This is a genomic window from Microbacterium koreense, assembly GCF_042677105.1.
Taxonomy (GTDB): domain Bacteria; phylum Actinomycetota; class Actinomycetes; order Actinomycetales; family Microbacteriaceae; genus Microbacterium; species Microbacterium koreense.
Map to the genome: position 1 here is coordinate 168,896 of NZ_JBHTIM010000001.1, position 22,069 is coordinate 190,964.

Genomic DNA, 22,069 nt, shown 5'->3' on the forward strand with positions numbered 1-22,069 from the left:
GCACGGACGCGCTCAGGCGCGGCGAACCGTGCATCACATCGGCAAGGAAGACGGTATGAACATTCGTAGCAAGCGGACACTCTTGGCGTTGGGCGCCGGCGCGGCTGCCCTCACCCTCGGCTTGGCATCGTGCTCTGGTGGATCCACCGACGAGAGCAACGACGGCGGAGGAAGCAGCGGACCCGAGGTGGAGGTCTTCACCTGGTGGGCGGCCGGTTCCGAAAAGGCCGGACTCGACGCTCTGGTGAGCGTCTTCGATTCCCAGCACCCTGATCTCGAATTCGTCAACGGCGCCGTCGCCGGTGGCGCCGGATCGGCGGCCAAGGACCTCCTCCAGTCGCGCCTGCAGGCTGGCGACGCGCCCGACACCTTCCAGGCCCACGCCGGCGCCGAGCTGCAGGACTATATCGACGCCGCGCAGATCCAGGACGTCTCGGACCTGTACGACGAGTTCGGTCTCACAGATGCGTTCCCCGCCGACCTCATCGATCGAATCACCGTGGACGGCGCGATCTACTCGGTGCCCTCGAACATCCACCGCGCGAACGTCGTGTGGGCCAACCCCGCCGTGCTCGAAGAAGCAGGCCTGGACCCCGAAGCCGAGTACGACAGCATCGACGACTGGATCGTAGCGCTCGACGCGGTCCAAGAGACCGGCAAGACCCCCTTGTCGATCGCCACCACGTGGACGCAAGTTCACCTGCTCGAGACCGTCTTGCTCTCTTCGCTCGGCGCCGAGGAGTACAACGGCCTCTGGGATGGCTCGACCGATTGGGAGGGTTCGTCGGTGACGACGGCACTCGAGGAGTTCGAGCTGCTGATGAGCTACACCAACAGCGACCGTGACGGCCTGGACTGGCCTGACGCCACGCAGCAGGTCATCGATGGCCAGGCCGCGTTCAACGTCATGGGGGACTGGGCGGAGGCAGCCTTCGCCGAAGCCGGGCTGAGCTCGCCGACCGACTACATCTACTTCCCGGTACCGGGCACGGCTGGTGTCTTCGACTTCCTCGCAGACTCGTTCACGCTGCCCGTGGGCGCACCGAACGAGGACGGAGCAAAGGCGTGGCTTGAAACGGTCGGTTCGGCCGAGGGTCAAGCCGCCTTCAACAAGGCGAAGGGCTCGATCCCGGCCCGCACCGACGCGGACACGAGCGACTTCAGCCCGTACCAGCAGTCGGCCATCGAGGCGTGGGGAAGCGACGTGATCGTTTCCTCGCTCGCACATGGTGCGGCCACGCCGGTTGCGACGCTCAACAAGGTTTCGGACGCGACGAGCAAGTTCACCACGGGTGCATCTGACCTCGCCACGTTCCAGGCCGAGCTCGCCGCGGCCGTCAACGGCTGATCCATCGCGGGCTGCCCGGGCACCGGTGCTCGGGCAGCCCGCGCTGACTTCCGGGAAAGACTCCGATGCTCAAACGTCTCAAGGCGGCAGGACCGCCACTCCTCCTCCTGGCACCGTCGCTGATCCTGCTCGGCGTGTTCGTCTACGGATTGCTCGCCGCCAACTTCCAGACCTCGATCACCGACAATCACACCGCCGCGCAGGCGACCGGTCAGGAGCCGACGACGGTCACGTGGTTCGAGAACTACTTCGCTCTGCTCGGGAGCAGCGACTTCCAGCACTCGCTGATCAATCTGGCGATCTTCACGGTGGTGTTCCTCGCCGGAACCATGATCATCGGTTTCGGGTGGGCCTGGCTGATGGACCGACCCAGCCGCGGGGAGGGTTTCTTCCGCGCGATCTACCTCTTTCCGATGGCGGTTTCGTTCATCGCCTCCGGTGTGGTCTGGCGCTGGCTGCTGAACTCCAACGAAGGCGAGAATGCCAGCGGCTTGAACCGGCTGTTTCAGATGATCGGACTCGATTTCCTCCAGAACCCCTGGTGGAACGACGTCACATGGGGAATCGCGGCCATCGCGCTTCCGGCGATCTGGCAGCTGAGCGGTTACGTGATGGCGCTGTTCCTCGCCGGCTTCCGCGGCATCCCGGAGGAGCTTCGTGAGGCAGCGCGGATGGACGGGGCGTCGGAGTGGCAGCTCTACCGCATGGTGCTGTTCCCGCAGCTGTCCCCTGTGGCGCTGTCGGCGCTGATCATCATCGGGCACATGTCGCTGAAGTCGTTCGACCTGATCATGTCGATCTCCAAGCCCTCCAATTACCAGACCAAGGTGCCGGCCGTGGACATGTACGTGTTCAAGTCGAGCTTCGACTACGCCAACGCGGCCGCCGTGGGCACGATCCTCCTCGTCATCGTCGCAGCGATCGTGATCCCCTATCTCATCTGGACGAACCGTCAGGAGAAGCGATGACGACCTCGCTCACGGCACCTCAGGCTGAATCTGAGAGCGCACGCGCGGAGGACCGCTCACGCGCGCGAGTCAAGAGCCGTTTCCGCCCGGCGCGGACCATCCGTTTCCTTGTGATGATCCTGTTCGTGCTGGTCGTGCTCACCCCCGTCTACGTCTTGTTCGTGACCAGCTTCAAGGGCGCCGGCGATGCCTCGCCGGCGCGCGCGTGGAACCTTCCCGAAGTCTGGATCCTCGACAACTGGATCGGCGCATGGAACGCGCTCGCTCCCTCGATCGGGCGATCCTTCATGATCGTGATCCCCTCGGCGATCATTTCGGCGTTCCTCGGATCGCTGAACGGCTATGTGCTCTCGCTCTGGCGCTTCCGCGGCGCGAATCTCGTCTTCACGCTCATTCTCTTCGGCATGTTCATCCCCTACCAGGCAGTGATGATCCCGCTGCTCGAGCTGATGCTGGGCGCCGGGGTACCCAGCGGAGTGCCGTCACTGATCCTTCTGCACATCATCTACGGCATCCCGATCACGACGTTGATCTTCCGCAACTACTACCAGACGGTGCCGACCGAGCTGATCGAAGCAGGTCGCGTGGACGGCGCAGGGATGCTGCGCACCTACTGGTCGATCATCCTCCCCATCTCGTTGCCGAGCTTCGTCGTGGTACTCATCTGGCAGTTCACCAACGCGTGGAACGACTTCTTGTTCGCGGTGTTCTTCTCGTCGAGCCAGAACGGTCCTGTGACGCTGGCCCTCAACAACCTGGCCAACGGCGCGCTGTTGCAGGACTACGGCATCTCCATGGCGGGAGCACTCCTGGCCTCTCTCCCGCCGCTGGTCGTTTACATCCTTCTCGGAAAGTACTTCGTCGGCGGTTTGATGGCCGGCTCGGTCAAGGGGTGATTTCCGGAGCGTGGGGGTCGCGTCGATCGGCCCCCACGCTCGGATTGCGTGCCACGCTTGCCTTTTCTGCGGCACGGGCTATGGTGAGGGCCATGATCTCCCGCCCGCACGTCGTAACGCGTCCCGCCGACGCCTTGCTCATCACGTGCGCTGCGGACATCGCGGGCGCCCGACACGAGGTGCTGCCGCCCTTGTTCGTCGTCGCCGGCGGTCGAACCGTCGCGCGCGCTGCGGCACCGTAGATCCCTCTTCATTCCGAAGAAACCGTTCCGGTCACCCAGCGCGTCGCATCTGCGGCGCGCTTCTTGTTTATAGGAGCAGATATGGCCATTCCCCTCTCAGACGACGTCCGTCCGGCACTGGATCTCGAGGGCGCACGCCGCGATCTCGAGGCCCGGCTGCAAGCACACCTCGACGTCATCGCCGATCTCGCACCGCACGCGCTTCCCACGATCGATCCGGTCGCCTATCAGACCGTCACGACCAACCGACAGACCGTCTCCGCCATCACCGCCGCGCTCAACCGGCTCGACGCCGGTACATACGGCGTGTGTATCCGCTGCGGCACCGAGATCCCACCAGCACGTCTGGAGGCAGTCCCCCACGCCGCCGCATGCGTCCCCTGCCAGTCGCGCGTCGACGCGGGGTGATACTGCGCTGGTCGCGCCTGCGAGTGTGGTCCTTGCCTCGTGTGCGCCGCGCAGCCTGACGCCGCTGTCGACACGAGCACGCGCAGGCCACCCGCGACGGGGCGGGTGACCTGCGCGAGTGTCAGCGCTGGATGACCTTGGGTGCGGCGACCGCCTTGAGGCCGGCGACGCCGAATTCCTGTCCGTAGCCCGAGGCCTTGATGCCCCCGAACGGCACGTGCGGGTTGATCGCGCCGTGCTGGTTGATCCAGACGGTGCCCGCCTGCACGCCGGTCGCGACCTGCGCGGCCTCGTCGGGGTCCTTCCCCCACACCGAGGCGCCGAGGCCCTGTGATGAGGCGTTGGCGAGCTTCACGGCCTCGTCGACGGTCGAGTAGCGGATGATCGGCACGACCGGTCCGAACTGCTCTTCGTCGACGAGAGGGGCACCGTCGCTGATGTCGGCGACGATCGTCGTCTCGTAGAACAGAGGTCCGAGTTCGGTCGCGGCCCGCCCGCCCGTCACGATGCGGGCGCCACGCTGGCGGGCATCCTCGACGAGGTTCGAGACGATGTCGAACTGCTTCTCGTTCTGCAGCGGCCCGAGCACGTTGGCTTCGTCGAGCCCATTGCCCATCGGCATCGCCCGTGCGAGATCGGCGAGCGCCTGAACGACCTCTTCATACTGCGATTCGTGCACGTAGAGGCGCTTGAGCGAAGCACATGTCTGACCGGTATTGAGGAAGATCCCCCAGAACAGACCCTCTGCGATGGCGGCGATGTCGGTGCCCGGCAGAATGATGCCCGCATCGTTGCCACCGAGTTCCAGCGTCAGCCGAGCGAGGTTGTGGGCCGAAGACTCGACGATCTTGCGCCCGGTCGCGGTCGACCCGGTGAACATGATCTTGTCGAGCCCGGTGTGCGCGGCGATCGCGGCGCCCACCTCGCGCCCGCCCGAAACGCCCGTCAGCACCCCGTCGGGCAGGTGACGGTTGAAGACGTCGATGAGGGCGAGGACGGACAGCGGGGTGTACTCGCTCGGCTTGGCGACGACCGTGTTGCCCATACGTAGCGACGGCGCGATCTGCCAGACGCTGATCATCATGGGCCAGTTCCACGGCCCGATCGCGCCCACGACACCCAGTGGGTCATAGTGCACCTCGGCGCGCGATCCCTCGTGTTCGAACACGACCTCGGGCTCGATGGGGGTGTCGGCCGCGGCGCGAAGCCACGTCACGCAGGCCCCGACCTCGAACCGCGCGTTCGGGCCGTTCATCGGCTTGCCCTGCTCACGGGAGAGCAGGGTGGCGAGCTCTTCCGCGTGTGCGTCGATGTCATCGGCGATGGCATGAAGGACACGGCTGCGTTCCTCGTGACCGAGCTCGGCCCACGCGGGCTGTGCGGCGCGGGCGCGGTCGATGGCTGCATTGAGGTCGTCGACGGTGTGCTCTGGCGCGTATCCGATGATCTCGCGAGTGGCGGCGTCGGGGATCGGGCGTCCCTCGGTGGTCGGAGCCGTCATGGTCATGGGGTCCTCTCCTTCGCGGCAGGTGGCCGGCCGCGCGTTCGTCGGCTGAACGACATCGTTCGATGACGCGAGCGTAGAGAAGCGCGGATGCCGCAGACCAGGCATCCGCAGTGATCGTGCGCGCACGGCACAGCGTCGTGCGCGTGTCGCCCAGGAGAGTCATCGGTTCCGAATCTGACCGACTCTCGCTGTTCCGCGGGCGCTCAACCGGCTCGGCGCGGCTCCGCCAGGTCGGCGCCGATCTCTTCTCGCACGAGCGTGCGCCTCGCTGCGATCGCCTCGCGGCGAGACGAAACGCCAAGCTTTCGATACAGGGAGCTGAGATGCGTCTTGATGGTGTTGGGCGAGAGGAACAACGCCGACGCGAGATCCGCGACACGTTCGTGCTGTGAGAGGGCATCGAACACGCGTTGCTCGCTCGCCGTGAGATGGACCGTCGACCTTCCGATTTCCGCGAACACGAGACCGGTGATCCGCGCCTCGAAGTCGTCCCGCGCCAGTGCCGGTAGCGCCTGCGCAACGGCCTGCACCACCCACGCCGGAGTCGACGCGAGGATGCGGCGCGCCGTCGGCGTATCGGCCAATGCGGCGAACCGCCGGGCGACGCCCGCCCCCACCGCGCCGCGCGCGGCTGACTCCCACGCGAGCAGACACGTGATCTCGTGCTCGCGCGCCGGGCAAGCCCATGCCTCTCCCGAGAGCTCCTCGATCAACCGCGCTGCCGCGTCGACATCCCCTCGAGCCAGTGCCAACCGCGCGTGTGCCGTCTTCGCGGTGGGACCGGGCTCACGGACCACGAGCCCTGCGCGGGCGGCAGCTCGCTCGTTCCCCAGCCCGAGGAACGCATCGATGTAGATGGCGGCCAGGATGTCCGCAGCCAGGGTGCCGTCTTGGACGCGATGGGCCGCGACCGTGGCGCGGACCGCTTCGACCGCTTGCGCAGGCTGCCCGCCCAAGAGCGCGCAGCGCGCCCGGGCAAGTGTGAAGAACGGCCACGTGAACGCCGTCGGCTCCACAGCGTCCAGCTGCCTCAGATCGACGGCCTCCCCTCGCTCGAGTGCGATGAGCACTTCGGCGACCGCCTCCGTCCCCGCACCTTCGAGGGTGTACGCACCTTCATACGGCGCCAGCTCACGTGCTGCACGCAGAGCCGCACCAGCCTCGCGCACACTCCCACGCAGCACATCCACGAGCGCAAGCCGCGCGAGCGAGCTGCGCTCGCCTTGTGTCGAGCCGGATTTCCGAGCGACGACCCGCGAGGTCGCCAGCTCCCGCGCGCCGGCCGCCGTGTCTCCGGTCAGCACGAGCGTAGACGCCAGGCAGTAGTGCAGGAACCACAGGTTGCTCCCGCGTTGCGCTCGTTCCGGCACAGACTCCTCGTAGATCCGTCGGCGCAGCTCCTCCGCGTGTGTCGCGGATGCGCGCATGTCACCACTCCACTGGGCGGCAATCGTTTGGAGTGCCACGAGGGTGTCACGAGCGACGGCACTCGGCGCATCGACCGACGCCAGCGTGTTCGTGTCGAACGGGGCGCTCGACGCAGCGATCACAGGCGTCATGGGATGAAGGAGCTTCAGCAGCGGCGCGTCGTCGAGCTCGCGACCCGGGACGCGTTGGATCGCGTCGGTGAGCTCCTCGAAGCACTGGTCCCGCAACGTCCAGAGATGACGTGCAACCACGCCCTGCAACGTTTCGACCGACTCGACCTCGACCGCTGCGCGCAATGCCGCGCACGCCTCTGATGGCTCCTGGTTCAATTGTGATGCCCAGCGACTCACCTGCTCAGCCTCCCGCCCTGCCAAGACGACGTATACACCGACGTCGACATGCCCCACGGTCGCACTGGGCGACGTCGCGGGCGGTGAAGAGCTGCGAGATTAGCCCTCCGCATCACCCGCTTCATACCACCGGCGTCACCCTGGCGAGTTCTCCCCAGCGCCGACGTTCGGTGGACGGCCGCCCTCCACGTGCGACGACATCGCGGTCACCGGCGGCCGGTCACTGTCGGCACGCGAAAGCATGAAGACGCCCGCGATCGCGACCGTACCGGCCCCGGCGAACGCGAAGACCGCCCACAACGGGGCACCGCTTGCCTCGCCGAGGATGGTGATACCGAGAACCACCGCTACCGCGGGGTCGACGACGGTAAGCCCGGCAACGACGACCTCCGGCCGGTTCGCGGCGTGCGCCAGTTGGACGAAGTAGATCGACAGACCTCCGGCGATCGCGATGCCGAACAAGCACCCGATCGTGAGGAGGTTCGTCGTGTCGACGCGGAAGTCTTCGTGTCGCAGCGCCGACTGCACACGCAAGATCACGGTCTTACCGAGCGTTGCGACGAACGCCGAAAGCACTCCACCAAGCAGCACCCAGGCGATCGGTGGAACGGGTCGACTCCGGCCCAGGCCCCACACGCCGCCGGCGACGATGAGAACGCCGGTCAGCACCGAGAGCACGGCGATGAGCTGCGTGTCGGTGATCGGGTGTTGCGAACTCACGAGCGCAGCGACCGTCACGAAAGCGGCGACGCCGATGACGCACACGGCGATGGCGCGCACCACGGCCGCAGACGGCGCTCGGCGAGCGAAGACGGCCGACAACACCACCGTGAAGACGAGGGCGGCGACGCCGATCGGTTGCACGACGATCAGCGGAGCGAACGTGAGGCTTCCGAGCTGAAGCAGGATCGCCGTGCCGAGCAGCACTCCGCCGATCAGCCACCATCGGTTTCTGACGAGGTGTGAGGCCTTCGACCCGCCGGCTCCGGTCGCCGCCTTCTGCTCCATGATCCGTACGCCGCGGGCCTGGAGGAGGTTGCCGACGGCCAGCGATGCCGCGGACAACAGAGCAAGGGCGATGCCTGCGAGAGGCACGGACGCAGGGCCCACGTCACTCCTCGCTTTCGAGGTGGAGTCTCGCGCTGATCTCGGATGCATCGAGCTCATCCAGCACGTACCGCAGGGCGGCCGTGCTGTAGCGACCCGATCGTCCGAGCTCGTGAAGGCGTTCACGCATGACGCCGATGACGGCGAGCTGCAGCTCGAACTCTATGGACCCATCGCCCTGAAGATCGGCATCCATTCCCAGTCGTGAGAGGACACGCACATGGGATCCCTCGGGGAACGGTGACCCATCCGCTCGCGCGATACCGCCCGAGCTCAGTCGTGCGCGGGCAGTCGCCCGCAAGTCGCCGTCGAGCATGCGGATTTCCGCTCGCGGGGGCCCCGCGGCAGCTTCTCTGCGCAGCCCGAGGGCTTTTGCGAGCACGGGAAGGGTGAGGCCTTGCAGCAGCAGACTCCCTGCCGCGACCAAGAACGCGATGAATACGAGCAGATCGCGCTCCGGCGTGGCCTGAGGCAGGGTCTGCGCGGCGGCGAGCGTGACCGCGCCCCGCATCCCTGCCCAAACGATGATCGTGTTGTGCTTCCACGTCAAAGGCGACGCGTCGAAATAGTCGAGGTCGACTCGCGCGCGCCCCGCGCGGCGTTCCTGTCGCACCGAAGCCGCCTCTTGCTCGGCCCGCACTCGTCGCCGCCGAGCGCGGGCGACGTGACGCGTATGCAGACTGAGCATCGGCACGACGTACGCCGCCCGGACGAGGACGATCACGACGAAGGCGAGAGCGGCGATGCCGAGCGCCTTGGCGACGCCGCCATCTGCCGCCACGTTGCCCTGGACGATGCCGTACAACTCCAGCCCCATCATCAGGAACACCGCGCCCTCGAGCACGAACTCGATCGTCCGCCATGTCGACGCGTCGGAGAGTCGTTGCTCAGGCGTGAGCCACCTGACCGCCCCCTGCCCGCACACCACGCCCGCTGCCACGGCGGCGACCAGTCCGGACCCGCCCAGTGCCTCCGTCGGCAGATAGGCCAGGTAGGGAACCGTCAGCCCCAGCGCGGTGTTCGCGGTCGCACTGGTCGTCCAGTGACGAAGCCGGAGCGCGAGGAAGCCGACGACGACCCCCACGACGACGGCAGACAGGACCGCCCAGAAGAACTCTCCCAGCGTTGCGAGGAACGAGAACCCGGATGCGGCGGCGACGATGGCCGTGCGAAGGAGCACCAGAGCAGACGCGTCGTTGAGCAGCGACTCTCCCTCGAGAACGGTCACGACCCGTCGCGGCACACCGAGTCGCTTGACGATCGATGTGGCGACCGCATCGGTCGGACTGAGAATCGCTCCGAGCGCGACAGCAAGCGGAAATCCGAGCCCCGGAATCGCCCACCAGAAGAACACACCCAGCACGAGCGCGCTCACCACGACGAGCAGGACCGAGAGACCCCCGATCGCCGTGATGTCACGCCGGAACTCGATGGCGGGCGCCGATACCGCAGCCGAGAAGAGCAGCGGAGGAAGCACGCCGGCCAGAATCAGTTCAGGCGGGATGGTGATCGCGGGCACGGCGGGAACGAGGCTCACGATCACCCCGACGACCACGAGCACGAGAGGGCCGGCCACACCGGTCTTGCTCGCGATCGAGTTCGCGAAGACGATCGCGATCACACCGGCGATCAGGACGAGCAGCAGATCCGTCGGCATCGTTCAACCCGCCAAGTCCATGACACCGGAAGCGATGAGCTTCACGCCGAGGATCGTGAACAACACCATCATGATCACGGAGTGATTCGCGATGAGCCACACACGCATACCTGTCAGCCGCGCCTCGACCTGGGCAGGTGCAAGGACACTGACGAGCCACGGAACCGCCACGGCCAAGACCCCGATCAGCGCGAACACCAAGACGACCGCGACGACCTCCGCCACCGGAAGAGGGGCCTGCGAGATCCGCCCGCCCGCGGCAACGAGAAGGGGAAGGTCTTTCGGCGACAGCGGCCCCGAAATGAGCACCCCGACCAGGAAGGCTTTTCCGATCGTCAGCCCGTCAAGCCGCGTCATCCACGCCGGAGTCGTGTGGCGGCCCCGCCTTCGCCATTGGATCACCGCGAGGACCAGCAACGCTCCGCCGAGGATGATCTCGACGATGTCGACGGCGACGTGCGGGCCGGAATCGGGGTCGTCCGTGCCACTGGCTCGGCCGAGCACCACGAGCCCGCCCACGAAGACCACCGCGAAGAGATAGCAGCCGAGGATGAAAGCCGTGCCGTTGGTGCGCCCTTTACCGGCGGTCGCCATCAGGGTGACGGTCACGATCGCGAGCGGACTGATCGCCACCGCGACACCCAACGTGAGCAGGTCGGCGAGCACGACCAGCATCACTGCGCCCCAACAGGCTGATCCGTCGTGCGCGCGATCGCGTGGACGTTCCGAAGGAAGAGGATGATCCAGCTGAAGATGAGAACGGCCGACACCAGTTCGACCGCGGTCAGGTTGTAGACCCCCCAGAAGAACATGAGCGCGAGCGCGATGATCACCGCGATGTAGACGAATCCGAGCGCGAGGAATACGCGCGGCATCGCGGGCACCAACCACGGCAGAGCGATGACGAGCACGGCGAACGCGACGGACATTCCTGTGGCCACCGTGTTGTGGAGAAGGAAGAACCGATCGACGGGAAAGATCCCGACACAGGCCAACAACACCCCGAGGAGGATGAAGAACACCCTGACCAGCAGTCGATGACGCCTCTCGGCGCTCGTCGAGGTCGGGAGGGCAGCCGTACCGACGCGGGCGATCGTCGTCACGATCACCCCTGAGATCACGAGCGTCAGATTGAAGGTCAGGGACGACAGGTCATGCGTGATTCCCAAGGCGGAGAGATTCATCTGCCACCACTGCGGGTCGTTCGAACTCAACATCGCCGCGGTGACACCGACCACGAGGAAGACCGCCAGCACGATGGAGAGTTGACCCGACGAGAGGTTCGCACCGCTCACGAACGCCAGATAGGCACTCAACGCAGCCCCCGCCGCCGCGAGTATCACCGCGGGCGAGGCGAAGACGGTGGCACCCACGAAACTGTGATCCATGATCGTCGCGGCGCCGATCCAGCCCAAGAGCGCGATCACGCCATGTGCAAGCGACAGGGCTATCAGGTCGAACCAACGAATCGGCCCCTGCACGTTCGAGCCGTCGACCTTGCGGCGTGGGATCACGCGTGAGGCGGCGAACGCGATCGCCGCCGCGACAGCGCCTGCGATCGCGGTGAATTCACCGAGGGACCCGCGCCCGTCGATGGGGAGCTCGTTGCCCCCGAAGACCACGAGTGCCACGAGCGCCGTCACACCGAAGGCCAACGCACCCGCCGTGATGGCCAGTGATTCATCATCCATACGCGCGACCGCACGCAACCGCGATGGACGGGGAGCGACGCTCATTGGACGACAGGCTCATAGTCCTCACCGGCGACCGGACGCCCGGCTGCGCGGTTGCGATCCCACCAGGGAAGGATCACCAGCGACGTGAGGAAGAAGCAGATCGCACCGATGAACGTGCCCCAGTTCGCCCACTGGCTGTCCAAGACGCCGCCGTCCGGCAGGATGTACGCGCCGACCGCTGAGATCCCGAACGCGACGCAGCCGATGAAGTTGAGCAGCACCGACCACCACGCCCGCCGCCCAAGGTCCCAGATCTTCGCTGTGTGTGCGTACGCGATCCACGCCAGCACCCCGCTCACGAGGAAGGCGACAGACCCACCCGCGTCCGGATTCCACACGAACCGCTCCTGCGCAGAGATCGACTTCGCGTACAACGCAGCGGACGTGCTCACATTGAACATCAGCGTCCCGAAGGTCTGCGTAGCCGCCGCCAACCACTCGGCGCGCACCATGCGCCCAGGTGCGTAGGAAACTTTGACCGCCACGGCACCGCTCAGGAAGAGCTGGATCAGGCCCGCGCCGGTGAAGAACCACGCCCCGATGAAGAAGAGGATGTTGGCGCCGTTCGCGCCCAACAATCCGCTGAGCCCGGGTGCGGACCCGATCGCGAAGAAGGACGCCCCGATCATGAACCCCCAGCACTGCTTCGTGACAGTCGGGAGAAGGAAGCCAGGTCGCGATGTCGGTGCGGTCGCCGCGGGTGAACTCATGGTCATCTCCTGGTGCGGGATGGATCAGAGGAGGGTGGCGGGCGCCGATGGCGCCCGCCACCGCCTCATCAGTGGTGGAAGTGCGAACCGGAGCTCGCCGAGTCGGGCAGCGCGACCGTGAGCGAGTCGAGGTAGGCCACTTCACCCTTGATGTCCGCAAGCAGCGCGGAAGCGAGGTCACGGCTCAAGCCCACCTTCACGACGATGCGCTGGAGCACGACATCCGCCATGTCATCGGCCATCGGGTACGCAGGAACGAGCCACCCCTTCATGCGCAGACGGTCCGCCAGGTCGTAGAGCGTCCACTTGTCGGTGTAGCCCTCCTTCAGCACCCAGGCGAACACGGGAATCGTGTCGCCCTTGCTGACCAACTCGAACGGACCGATCTTGGCGATCTCGCTCGAGAGGTACGTCGCGACGTCGATCGAGTTCTGCTGCACCTCGCGGTATCCCTCGAATCCCAAGCGCAGGAACTGGTAGTACTGCAAGAGCACCTGGGATCCCGGGCGCGAGAAGTTCAGCGCGAGCGTCGGCATGTCGCCCCCGAGATAGCTCACGTGGAAGATCATGCTCTCGGGCAACACCGCGGTGTTGCGCCAGACGACCCACCCGACACCGGGGTAGACGAGCCCGTACTTGTGCCCTGACGTCGAGATCGAGTTCACGCGGTCGATCTTGAAATCCCATTCGAGGTCCGGCTGGCAGAACGGCGCAACCATCGCTCCCGATGCGCCGTCGATGTGCATCTTGACGTCGAGGCCGGTCTTCTCCTGGATTTCGTCGAGCTTCTTCGCGATGGCGACGGCATCGTCGTAGAGACCCGTGAAGGTCTGTCCGAGGATCGCAACCACGCCGATCGTGTTCTCGTCGACGTAGTCCTCGAGGTTGTAGCCGTCGAGGATGATGTGGTCGGGGCTCACGGGAACGTAGCGCGGTTCGATGTCCCAGTAGTTGCAGAACTTCTCCCAGACGACCTGGACGGCAGAGGACATGATCAGGTTCGGCTTGTCGTAGGGCTTGCCCTCCGCTTTGCGCTTCTCCTGCCAGAGCCGCTTGAGCGCAAGACCCCCGAGCATGCACGCTTCGGAGGAGCCGATCGTCGAGGTACCGATCGTGTCGTTCTTGTCCGGCACATGCCAAAGGTCGGCGAGAATCCGCCAGCATCGGTCTTCGATCGCTGCCGTGGCCGGGTACTCGTCCTTGTCGATCATGTTCTTGTCGGCCGCCTCGGCGTACAACTTCTTCGCTTCGTCGTCCATCCACGTCGAAACGAAAGTCGCGAGGTTGAGGCGAGAGTTGCCATCGAGGATCGCTTCGTCGTGAACGATCTGATACGCCGTCTCGGGCAGGCTGGGCCCCGGGGGAAGGGTGAACTTGTCGAACTCCGTCGCCTCGCCAGGGCGGACGAACACCGGGTTCAGGCTCAGGGTGGGGTCGACATTGGTCGACTGACGTGCCCTGCTGTTATTTGTGGTGGTCACGGTCGCTCCTTGATCTTTCTTCTTCTTCGGGTCGGGTCGGTCGGGCGGTGTTCTAGCCAGTGGTGAGAATGGTCGGAACGTCGTCGAACGCACTCAGAGCGCGTTCTTGACGACTTCACCGCCCTTGATGATCAGCGTGAAGTTGGTCTCCGGGTCGGCGATCACGGAGAGGTCGGCGAGTGGGTCTTTTTCCACGAGCAGGACGTCTGCCCACGCGCCTTCAGCGATGACGCCGAGTTTCGCGGCGCGATACGTGTTGCGTTCGCCGGCCGCTTCACACAGCGCGGCGTTGCCAGACGTCAGCATTCGCAACGCTTCGACGTTGCTGTAGAACTCACCGAGACGGGCAGCCATCACGCTCTGGCGCGCCGCCGCTTGCGGCTCGAGGAGAAGATCCGTTCCCCACGCCGTATTGACGCCATGGTCACGCGCCCACCCGTACACCTGGGCGGTGCCCTGGCAGATCTCGGCGTTCTTCGCTGCACGGATGGGGTCGGGATAGTGGTGATCGTCCTCGGCGAAAGGCTGGATCGACAACCACGCATCGGCATCCGCGATGCGCCGCACGGTCTCCTCATCGGCAAGGTGCCCATGCTCGATCGACCGTACGCCCGCATCGAGTGCTCGCGCGATCCCGGCCGGGGTGTAGACGTGCGTGGCGACGTACGTGCCGTAGTCGGATGCGGCCTCGACCGCGGCACGAATCTCATCCGTCGTGTACTGGAGCGTGCTCAGTGGGTCGTACATCGAGGCTGCTCCGCCGCCGAGCGTCAGCTTGATCTGGCTTGCCCCTTGACGAAGTTGTTCGCGAACGGCCGTCAAGACGCGCGGAACACCGTCCGCGACGCGCGTGAAGTGGAGGTCCTCCATCCGCGATGGCCGCCCACCGAACTCTTCCGGAACGTCGTACACGAAGGAGAAGTCGGCATGTCCGGAAGTCTGCGAGATCATCGCCTGGCTCGGGAAGATCCGAGGCCCGGGAAAGCGGCCTTCGTCGATCAATGCCTTGATCGGCGCGGTGTCGCCACCCATGTCTCGCACCGTGGTGAACCCTCGCTGAAGCATCGATCCGGCTTCAGCGATCGTGTTCCCGTACAGCCGCCCCGTCGCGGCCTGCAGAAAGTCATTCATGCCGTTGGCGTTGCCCATGACGTGGACATGCGCATCGCTGAGCCCGGGCATGAGGACGCGACCGCGACCCTGAATCTCAAGGACGTCGTCGGACTGATCGCGAGCGACGGGAGAGGTCGAGACGGCGATCACCCGTCCGCCTTCGAGCAGAACGTCAGCGTTGTCCAGAGTCCGCTCCGCGACACCATCGAACACACGGACATCGCGAAGGATGATCCGGCCGGGTGACGTGCGAGAGGTGGACACGATGGCGAGATTAGGCCGCGCGGGTACGCCGGATCGCGTTGATCGAGGGAATTCCCCCACGCCCTCATCCGGTTCATCACCCGCTGGTTCACCCGGGTTTGGGCCCTGTCACCCGCGCGGTTGCAGCGCCGGCGTCCATTGCTAGGCTGACGCCGCCGCGTGCATATTCCCGCACCGACACATGTTCAGAAAGGAACATCTCGATGGCAACCCAGCAACGTTCGGACGGTGCTGACGCTTCGTCGGCGTCCTCGGTGAACGGACGCGCGATCGCCGCGATCCTGATCTCGATCGCCGCCCTGATGTTCGTTTTCTCCAACGTCGGGCCGGCCACTCTTCGGTTCTTGTTCCTCCAGTTCACGATGCCGGCGTGGGGTTGGTTCCTCGCGGTCCTGATCGCGGGCGTCGTGATCGGCTCACTCTTTCCCTGGTTCCGACCGCGCAAGAAGTGACTTATACGGACAGCGGCATGGGTCGCTGTCCATAGAACAGGAAGACAGCACATGTGCACACGTGTCGTATGGCCCGATGCCGGCGGTTCGGTCATCGTCGCTCGGAGCATGGACTATCACCGGGACCTCGCGACGAATCTCTGGATACTGCCGCGGGGCATCCGACGCACAGACGGCGTGCGCGACACCATGGCGTGGACGGCGCGACACGGCAGTGTCGTCGCCACCGCGTTCGACATGATCACCGTCGACGGCATCAACGAGGCGGGACTGGCCGGCCATGTGCTGTGGCTCGCGGAGTCGACATACGGCGAACTGGAGACATCGCGGCCTGCGTTGAGCCAGGCGGTCTGGCTGCAGTACTTCTTGGACCTCTTCTCGACCGTCGCCGAAGCCGTCGCGTGGGCACGTGCCGCTGATGTGCAGGTGGTGCCCCTCGCCGATCCCGTCAGCGGCGAGGTCCCCGCGATTCATCTTGCGCTGGACGACGCCACGGGTGACTCCGCGATCTTCGAATACGTCGACGGCAGGATGCAGATCCACCACGATCGCGCCTACCGGGTCATGACGAACTCTCCGACGTATGACCGCCAGCTGGAGCTGCTTCGCGAGATCGATGCGTGGGGAGGCGACCGACCGCTTCCGGGCACGACCGCAGCACCCGATCGATTCGCCCGCGCGACGTACTACGTGGAACGACTTCCCCAACCGCAGACACAGATCGAAGCGATCGCATCGATGTTCAGCGTCATCCGCAACACCGCGCAGCCCTACCGGCTCCCCGATCCCGGACGCCCCGACGTCTCGCAGACCATCTGGCAGGTCGTCGCGGACCTGACACGTCGGCGCTACGTGTTCGAGTCCGCGACCCGCCCGAACATCGTGTGGGTGGATCTCGACGACGTCGACTTCGCGGAGGGGTCCGGCCAACGCCTGCTCGACCTCGGAAGCGGTCTTGCCATCGAAGGTGGGCTCGCCGGCAACGTCAGTGCCGCCTTTGCGCCCTCGGACGCGTTGCAATTCCTGACACTCTCGACCGTCGAAGCCGCAACGCGCGGCCGATGACCTGCGGGTGAGAGGGCGATGACGGCGGCGCGTCGATGAACTTCCGGGATGAGGGGCGAGCCCGCTCGGAGCTGGAGCACGCTCTGGCGAGTGGACGAGCAGATGCCGTCGCGGAATCGGCGATGATGAACGTCTGGCCCTTGTTCAGCGCCCACTATTCACTCCTCGTCGCAGCCGTCGAATCGCTCCCTGCGCACGTTCTGGAGCGATACCCCGTGCTCCGCGCCCTCCATCCCATGACTCCCGTCCTCGCGCGCACCAACCGGCCCTTCAAACCGCTGGTCTACCCGGACGATGCGCGACGCATGTCCCAGGACGAGCTCGATATCCTCACGCTCACCCAGATCGTCTGCTTTCGCTTCAGCGGGGACGTGGCAGCAAGCTTGATTTATGCGCGACGCCTGAGCGAACGTATCCAACAGGAGGGAGTGGAGGCGCGCGATCGCGTCGACGGCCCGTTGTGGTACTTCCACCATCAGATCGCCTCCACCTACCTCGCCGCCGGCGACTCGGCTGCGTCGTTGCAGGCGCTTGCGACGGCCAGGCAACTGGCGCGACTGTCGAAGCAGCCAGACGCCGAGCGCCTCACCGTCGGGCGCGCCGCCCTCGCGTATGCGGTGCGCGGCTCACTCGACGACGCCGCCGCGGCATTGGACGAGGTGAAGGAGCACCCCCGCCCCACGCCTGGACATCAGCGTTCTGCGCTGTCCACTGAGCGCGCTGCCGCTGCCCTTGTCGCCGTCGAGCGTATGGACGCAGACCTCGACGATCGTCTCTCGCAGCTCGAACCCTACGACAGCATCGAACTCGCATGGGCATTCGCGTTGCTCGCGCGCGCACGCGCCCGGATCGTTCAACAGCGCCCCGACGACGCTCTCGAAGCGATCCGACTCGCTCGCGACGCCCACCCGCCGCAGCATGGCGCGTTCGCATCCGATGTCATCGCCGCGATGTCGATCGAAGCACACTGCGCGAACGGTGACCTGCGGTATGCGCAACGGATCGCAGACCCCAGCGCGAGCGTCGGCTACCTCACCCAACTGGCTTCCGCGAGGCTTGCCATTCAAAGCTCCCGCTGGAGCCTGGCGAGCGACGCACTCCGCCGGCTGCTCCACGACAGGTCTCTGAGTCCCGGGGCACGCGCAGAAGCCCTCGTGCTGTCAGGCTGGATGGAGCTCGCGCACACCGGAACGCTCGAGCGACCCAGCGCGCTGCAACTGTCGCGCATCGCGCGTCAGGGAAACGCCAGACGGGTATTCGCGTCGGTGCCGGCGAACGTGGCCCGCGCCGTCAGCGACGCGCTCAACGGCGAGGATCGCACGTCGACGCTGATGGCGATCGGAGACCTTCCGCACGGTGACCAGGAAGTGACGCCGACCCTCACCCGCGGCGAGTTGCGCGTACTCGAGGCTCTTGCCACACACACGACGACAGCCTCGATCGCGCAGACGTTCCATGTGTCACCGAACACCGTCAAATCACAACTTCGCGCCGTGTACCGCAAGCTCGGATGCTCGAACCGCGGCGATGCCATCCGCATCGGCGCCCGGCTCAACCTGTTGGATCCCGATGCCGAGCACACCGGCAGGGAACGGAGCCCTCGGCCGTGACCTCGCTGTCGGATCGCGTTCGAGGCGCATTGAGCGCCTTCCGAAGCCCCACCGTGCCTTCGGCTGCTCCGCCTGACGAACCGGGCGACGTTCCCGAGATGCTCGGAGTCATCGGCGCGGCACTCCTGTCGTCCGCGCAGGCCACCAGCGACGTCGAAGACACCTTGCGGAGAGTCGCTGCACGGTACGACAACCCTCACATCCGAGTCTTCGTGCTGCCGACCCTCGTCCTCGTTGAGGACGCCGGAGTCACACCGCCGCAAACGTCGATCTTCCCCGCGGTGAAGGAGACGCTTCGCCTCGATCAGGCCGGCGAAGTCGATCACACCGTTCGTCGTGCCCTCGCCGATCGGCCGGGACCGCGCCACGTGATCGATGAGATACAGCATGCGACGACCCTCCCTCCCCGATTCGGATGGGTCCTCGGCATCCTCGGCTATCTGTTGTTGACGATGGGTTTCGGCCTCGTCCTGAACCCCACCGCATCGGCGCTACCGATCTACCTCGTCCTCGGTCTCGTGGTCGGAACGATCGTCAAGATCGGAGCGCGCTTTCCGACGCTGTCGCTCATCCTCCCGGTCGCAACCGCGTTCACCGTGACCCTCCTCGTCGCGAAACTGGCCAGCCCACTCGTCCACGACGACGTTCTACGCCTGGTCGCACCATCGTTCGTGTCATTCCTTCCCGGTCTCACACTCACCGTGGCCGCCGTCGAGTTGACCGCAGGACAGGTGATGGCAGGTGCCAGTCGCATGGTCTTCGGGTTCGCGCGCCTGGGTCTTCTCGCCTTCGGCGTATACGCAGGTCTGAGCGTGGCCGGCGCATCGGCCCCTGTCGACGGGCATCCCGACACGCTCGGCGCCTGGGCTCCCTGGGCAGGCATCGCTCTGGTCGCGATCGGCTTCTACCTCTACTCCACCGCTCCGCGTCGATCACTCATCTGGATCCTCTACGCCTTGATCGTGGCGTACTCTGCCCAGCTGCTCGGGAGCCTGCTCGTCGGAGCGGAACTGTCCGGGCTGGTCGGCGCGCTCATCGTGGTGCCCGCAGTTCGTCTCGTCGGGCAGCTGCGTTCTGCGCCGCCCCCCGCCGTCATGCTGACGTGCGCGTATTGGCTACTGGTGCCCGGATCGATGGGATTCATCGGCCTGAGCGAGGCAGCCGCCGGGTCAGCAGGAGCCACGGACACGATTCTGCAGACGCTGGGGTCTCTCCTCGCGATCGCCATCGGGATGATGTTGGGCGCCGGATTGAGCAAGGACGCGGTGGCCATGGTTCGCGGATGGAAAGCCCACCCGCTGACGGGAGCCGACCGTGTCTGACCCCCGCCCGCCCTCAGAACCGCGCGAGGGCACCTCGCAGCTCACCGATCGCACAGCATCGTTGTCGCTGAGCCGTCCGCTGGTGACCGGATTCGTGGTGACACTCGGAGGTCTGCTCGCGTACACCTTGTCCCTCGCGTTCGTGCAGCTCTCGGGCGTGCTGATCTCCATCGCGTTCGGGCTGTTCATCGCTCTCGGCCTTGCGCCTGTCGTCGGCCGTCTCGAGCGACGCGGCCTGCCCCGGGCCTGGAGCATCGTGGTCGTGATCGCGGCGTTCGTCCTGCTCGGTGCACTCGGTCTTCTCGCGGTGTTGCCGACGGTGCTCGCCCAGATCAGGGAGGTCGTCCGAGCGATCCCGACCTGGGTCTCGGAGGTGCAGAAGACCGAGTTCTACCGATGGCTCGACTCCACGATGGGCGACGATGCCAGTTCGCTGATCGACCAGGCCACATCCTTCGTGACCGATCCCGGACATGCCGCAACGATAGGTCAAGGCGTCGTGCAGGCAGGCGTGACGGCGACGGGCGTGGTCTCCGGGGCCGTCATCGCCGTGGTGCTGAGTCTCTACTTCCTCGCTTCCCTCCCCCAGATGAAGAACGCCTTCGTCAGGCTCGCACCGGCGCGGCACCGCACCGCGGTGGCTGAGATGACCCAAGACGTCGCGGATTCGGTCGGCGGCTATCTCACCGGGATGGTGATCCTCGCGGGCGCGAATGCCGTCGTCGCCTACCTCCTGCACCTTTTGCTCGGACTTCCGGTGCCTTTGCTCATGGGGTTGGCGGCGTTCTGCATCACCCTCATCCCGTTGATCGGTTCGGTGCTCTATTGGGGGATCGCCTCCGCGCTCGCCTTGTTCACGGGATGGGTGCCGGCCCTCATCTTCGCCGTCTGCTATCTCGTCTACATGCAACTCGAGGCGTACGTCCTCACCCCGCGAGTCATGAACCGCGCGGTCTCGGTCCCCGGGGCACTTGTCGTCATCGGGGCGCTCGCCGGAGGGACGCTGCTCGGGTTGCTGGGCGCATTGATCGCCATCCCCGTCACCGCGTCGATACTCCTCATCGGCAAGCGGACGATACTCCCGCGCCAGGACGCGAAAGTGTGAGGGCGGTGCGCGTATCGCGCACCGCCCTCACACCCGAACCGACGTCAGGCGGCCTTCCCGGCCAGGAGCGCCTCGGTGGCGTCTCCCCCCATCGGGTCAAGTCGGGGGGTCAACAGAATGCGCGGACCGTCCGCTTTCGCCGCGACCTCTGCGAGATCGAACGACGTCCAGTTGAAGGCGTCGTAGGAACGGAAGAAGAACCTGCCGCGGTTCAAGTCGGCCATGTTCGTCCACACGGTGTACTCCGTGGGCGGGCCCGACGAGCCGGAGTCGATCCCCTGGAATTTGACGCCCTCTCCTGCCGCAGCGTCCGGCGGGCTCGTGGTCGCGCCGCGCGGACGATCGAAGTTGTCCATGATCCGAGAAAGGGTCACAAGCGCATGGTCAGGACCGTCGACCTTCTCCACGAAGTTGGTGTAGAACACGGCCCGAACGAACCGGTCCACCGAAGTGTGCGAGCCGGGGAGCGTTGCCGTCGCGATTCCAGAGTCCGGCTGGCGCGCCTCGAGCGAACCGAATTTCGCGTGTGACTTGTCGACGTTGGTCAGGTGCGTCCAGTTGCCCAGGTTCGTGAGGTGCCACGGGAAAGTCGGACCGTTGGTCATGACACCCGTCGGGTTGTCGTAGACGTTCTCGACACCGTCATGCCACTCGATCACGATCGACGCGCCGGACTTGTCGTGGACGACGAGGTGGAACGGGAAGACGGCGTTGCCGACCAACGCGATCCGCGTGAGGTACACCCGCTGATCGCTCAGGCCCGCCTTGACTTCTTCGACGTTCGAGAACTGGCTGAGGATCCACGAGCCGAGATCCCACGCTTGGATGGCGGCGAGCGTGTTGGCGGCAGCCTCGGACGCCGACCCGGAGGACGGGTAGGCGAGGAGACTGAAGGTCACACCCTCGGTGTTGAGCCCCTCGATGACCTTGAGGTCGTTCGGTGTCAGCGGCTCCTCCTTCGTCGGCATCCGAGCCGGCGCGGTCACCGCGATGAAGCCGTGCTTCCCGGTGAATGTGACCGGGTCGTGCTCGGGTGCTTCGCTGGTGAACGGCATCCCCGCGGGCACATAGGCGAGAACCCAGGGTTCATCGATGTCGAGCTCAAGCGTTCTGCCGAAGTACGGGGCTCCGGCGACGTCGGTGTACTGCAGAGAGGTGCACATCTCAATGCCTTTCAGGTCATGAGTACGGACCGTGGCGCGTCTTTCCGCGTCACGTCGCCAGTAACGTACTGTCCGGACGCCGTCCTCAAGGGCGGCTCGGACCACATATCACCCCCCAATTGACCTGAGGCATCGCC

The 22,069-nt window shown here is 65.8% G+C and carries 20 protein-coding genes; 10 read left to right on the forward strand and 10 right to left on the reverse strand.

Going from position 1 to position 22,069, the window contains the following annotated elements:
• Window positions 1-61 precede the first annotated feature (61 nt).
• From ACFQZV_RS00710 to ACFQZV_RS00730, 5 genes are all read left to right on the forward strand, one after another.
• The gene (locus ACFQZV_RS00710; RefSeq protein WP_378751519.1) at window positions 62-1,348 is read left to right on the forward strand and encodes an ABC transporter substrate-binding protein; all 1,287 of its coding nucleotides are present in this window, start codon (window positions 62-64) and stop codon (window positions 1,346-1,348) included.
• 65 nt (window positions 1,349-1,413) lie between these two features.
• A complete protein-coding gene (locus tag ACFQZV_RS00715; RefSeq protein ID WP_378751275.1) occupies window positions 1,414-2,316 on the forward strand; it encodes a carbohydrate ABC transporter permease in 903 nt (300 codons plus the stop codon).
• A gap of 113 nt (window positions 2,317-2,429) precedes the next feature.
• The gene (locus tag ACFQZV_RS00720; RefSeq protein WP_378751521.1) at window positions 2,430-3,212 is read left to right on the forward strand and encodes a carbohydrate ABC transporter permease; all 783 of its coding nucleotides are present in this window, start codon (window positions 2,430-2,432) and stop codon (window positions 3,210-3,212) included.
• A 92-nt stretch (window positions 3,213-3,304) separates the two neighbouring features.
• A complete protein-coding gene (locus ACFQZV_RS00725) occupies window positions 3,305-3,454 on the forward strand; it encodes a hypothetical protein (RefSeq protein WP_378751277.1) in 150 nt (49 codons plus the stop codon).
• 81 nt (window positions 3,455-3,535) lie between these two features.
• Window positions 3,536-3,862 (forward strand): TraR/DksA family transcriptional regulator, encoded by a 327-nt coding sequence (locus ACFQZV_RS00730; RefSeq protein ID WP_378751279.1) that lies wholly within the window; start codon window positions 3,536-3,538, stop codon window positions 3,860-3,862.
• Window positions 3,863-3,983: 121 nt separating this feature from the next.
• On the opposite strand, the gene ACFQZV_RS00735 is transcribed toward ACFQZV_RS00730, so the two are convergent.
• The 9 genes from ACFQZV_RS00735 to ACFQZV_RS00775 all read right to left on the reverse strand — a co-directional run bounded on the left by ACFQZV_RS00735 (window position 3,984) and on the right by ACFQZV_RS00775 (window position 15,215).
• The gene (locus ACFQZV_RS00735; protein WP_378751281.1) at window positions 3,984-5,369 is read right to left on the reverse strand and encodes an aldehyde dehydrogenase family protein; all 1,386 of its coding nucleotides are present in this window, start codon (window positions 5,367-5,369) and stop codon (window positions 3,984-3,986) included.
• A 203-nt stretch (window positions 5,370-5,572) separates the two neighbouring features.
• Window positions 5,573-7,204 carry a LuxR C-terminal-related transcriptional regulator gene (locus ACFQZV_RS00740; RefSeq protein WP_378751283.1) on the reverse strand — a complete coding sequence of 544 codons (1,632 nt, stop codon included), beginning with the start codon at window positions 7,202-7,204 and terminating at the stop codon, window positions 5,573-5,575.
• A gap of 78 nt (window positions 7,205-7,282) precedes the next feature.
• Complete coding sequence (locus ACFQZV_RS00745; protein WP_378751285.1) at window positions 7,283-8,257, reverse strand: multidrug DMT transporter permease; 975 nt, start codon at window positions 8,255-8,257, stop codon at window positions 7,283-7,285.
• Between the two features lies 1 nt (window position 8,258).
• Window positions 8,259-9,911 (reverse strand): cation:proton antiporter, encoded by a 1,653-nt coding sequence (locus ACFQZV_RS00750; protein ID WP_378751287.1) that lies wholly within the window; start codon window positions 9,909-9,911, stop codon window positions 8,259-8,261.
• A 3-nt stretch (window positions 9,912-9,914) separates the two neighbouring features.
• Window positions 9,915-10,586 carry a GAP family protein gene (locus ACFQZV_RS00755; RefSeq protein WP_378751289.1) on the reverse strand — a complete coding sequence of 224 codons (672 nt, stop codon included), beginning with the start codon at window positions 10,584-10,586 and terminating at the stop codon, window positions 9,915-9,917.
• Window positions 10,586-11,602, reverse strand: a complete 1,017-nt coding sequence (locus ACFQZV_RS00760; protein ID WP_378751291.1) for a DUF998 domain-containing protein — start codon at window positions 11,600-11,602, stop codon at window positions 10,586-10,588. The genes ACFQZV_RS00755 and ACFQZV_RS00760 overlap by 1 nt, the downstream gene beginning before the upstream one ends.
• A gap of 41 nt (window positions 11,603-11,643) precedes the next feature.
• Window positions 11,644-12,357 (reverse strand): hypothetical protein, encoded by a 714-nt coding sequence (locus tag ACFQZV_RS00765; RefSeq protein ID WP_378751293.1) that lies wholly within the window; start codon window positions 12,355-12,357, stop codon window positions 11,644-11,646.
• Window positions 12,358-12,425: 68 nt separating this feature from the next.
• Window positions 12,426-13,838: a glutamate decarboxylase gene (locus ACFQZV_RS00770; RefSeq protein ID WP_378751295.1), complete on the reverse strand. Its 1,413-nt coding sequence runs from the start codon at window positions 13,836-13,838 to the stop codon at window positions 12,426-12,428.
• 93 nt (window positions 13,839-13,931) lie between these two features.
• Window positions 13,932-15,215, reverse strand: a complete 1,284-nt coding sequence (locus ACFQZV_RS00775) for a metal-dependent hydrolase family protein (RefSeq protein ID WP_378751297.1) — start codon at window positions 15,213-15,215, stop codon at window positions 13,932-13,934.
• A gap of 203 nt (window positions 15,216-15,418) precedes the next feature.
• Here ACFQZV_RS00775 and ACFQZV_RS00780 point away from each other — a divergent pair, with 203 nt between their 5' ends.
• The 5 genes from ACFQZV_RS00780 to ACFQZV_RS00800 are packed head-to-tail and all read left to right on the forward strand — an operon-like array spanning window position 15,419 to window position 20,769.
• Window positions 15,419-15,667: a LapA family protein gene (locus ACFQZV_RS00780; RefSeq protein ID WP_378751299.1), complete on the forward strand. Its 249-nt coding sequence runs from the start codon at window positions 15,419-15,421 to the stop codon at window positions 15,665-15,667.
• A 51-nt stretch (window positions 15,668-15,718) separates the two neighbouring features.
• Window positions 15,719-16,732, forward strand: a complete 1,014-nt coding sequence (locus ACFQZV_RS00785; protein ID WP_378751301.1) for a linear amide C-N hydrolase — start codon at window positions 15,719-15,721, stop codon at window positions 16,730-16,732.
• A gap of 35 nt (window positions 16,733-16,767) precedes the next feature.
• Window positions 16,768-18,342 carry a helix-turn-helix transcriptional regulator gene (locus tag ACFQZV_RS00790; protein WP_378751303.1) on the forward strand — a complete coding sequence of 525 codons (1,575 nt, stop codon included), beginning with the start codon at window positions 16,768-16,770 and terminating at the stop codon, window positions 18,340-18,342.
• Window positions 18,339-19,664: a threonine/serine exporter family protein gene (locus ACFQZV_RS00795; protein ID WP_378751305.1), complete on the forward strand. Its 1,326-nt coding sequence runs from the start codon at window positions 18,339-18,341 to the stop codon at window positions 19,662-19,664. The genes ACFQZV_RS00790 and ACFQZV_RS00795 overlap by 4 nt, the downstream gene beginning before the upstream one ends.
• Window positions 19,657-20,769 carry an AI-2E family transporter gene (locus ACFQZV_RS00800; RefSeq protein WP_378751307.1) on the forward strand — a complete coding sequence of 371 codons (1,113 nt, stop codon included), beginning with the start codon at window positions 19,657-19,659 and terminating at the stop codon, window positions 20,767-20,769. Before ACFQZV_RS00795 ends, ACFQZV_RS00800 begins: the two co-directional genes overlap by 8 nt.
• A gap of 44 nt (window positions 20,770-20,813) precedes the next feature.
• Here ACFQZV_RS00800 and ACFQZV_RS00805 read toward each other — a convergent pair whose 3' ends face one another.
• Window positions 20,814-21,932: a linear amide C-N hydrolase gene (locus tag ACFQZV_RS00805; RefSeq protein WP_378751309.1), complete on the reverse strand. Its 1,119-nt coding sequence runs from the start codon at window positions 21,930-21,932 to the stop codon at window positions 20,814-20,816.
• Between the last annotated feature and the right edge of the window lie 137 nt (window positions 21,933-22,069).

Excerpts from the sequence above, each read along its gene's own strand:
- ACFQZV_RS00720 (WP_378751521.1), top strand. The coding sequence starts at position 2,430 with ATGATCCTGTTCGTGCTGGTCGTGCTCACCCCCGTCTACGTCTTGTTC.
- ACFQZV_RS00805 (WP_378751309.1), bottom strand. The coding sequence starts at position 21,932 with ATGTGCACCTCTCTGCAGTACACCGACGTCGCCGGAGCCCCGTACTTC.
- ACFQZV_RS00755 (WP_378751289.1), bottom strand. The coding sequence starts at position 10,586 with ATGCTGGTCGTGCTCGCCGACCTGCTCACGTTGGGTGTCGCGGTGGCG.
- ACFQZV_RS00715 (WP_378751275.1), top strand. The coding sequence starts at position 1,414 with ATGCTCAAACGTCTCAAGGCGGCAGGACCGCCACTCCTCCTCCTGGCA.
- ACFQZV_RS00730 (WP_378751279.1), top strand. The coding sequence starts at position 3,536 with ATGGCCATTCCCCTCTCAGACGACGTCCGTCCGGCACTGGATCTCGAG.
- ACFQZV_RS00735 (WP_378751281.1), bottom strand. The coding sequence starts at position 5,369 with ATGACCATGACGGCTCCGACCACCGAGGGACGCCCGATCCCCGACGCC.
- ACFQZV_RS00780 (WP_378751299.1), top strand. The coding sequence starts at position 15,419 with ATGGCAACCCAGCAACGTTCGGACGGTGCTGACGCTTCGTCGGCGTCC.
- ACFQZV_RS00760 (WP_378751291.1), bottom strand. The coding sequence starts at position 11,602 with ATGGATGATGAATCACTGGCCATCACGGCGGGTGCGTTGGCCTTCGGT.
- ACFQZV_RS00750 (WP_378751287.1), bottom strand. The coding sequence starts at position 9,911 with ATGCCGACGGATCTGCTGCTCGTCCTGATCGCCGGTGTGATCGCGATC.
- ACFQZV_RS00725 (WP_378751277.1), top strand. The coding sequence starts at position 3,305 with ATGATCTCCCGCCCGCACGTCGTAACGCGTCCCGCCGACGCCTTGCTC.
- ACFQZV_RS00765 (WP_378751293.1), bottom strand. The coding sequence starts at position 12,357 with ATGAGTTCACCCGCGGCGACCGCACCGACATCGCGACCTGGCTTCCTT.
- ACFQZV_RS00790 (WP_378751303.1), top strand. The coding sequence starts at position 16,768 with ATGAACTTCCGGGATGAGGGGCGAGCCCGCTCGGAGCTGGAGCACGCT.
- ACFQZV_RS00785 (WP_378751301.1), top strand. The coding sequence starts at position 15,719 with ATGTGCACACGTGTCGTATGGCCCGATGCCGGCGGTTCGGTCATCGTC.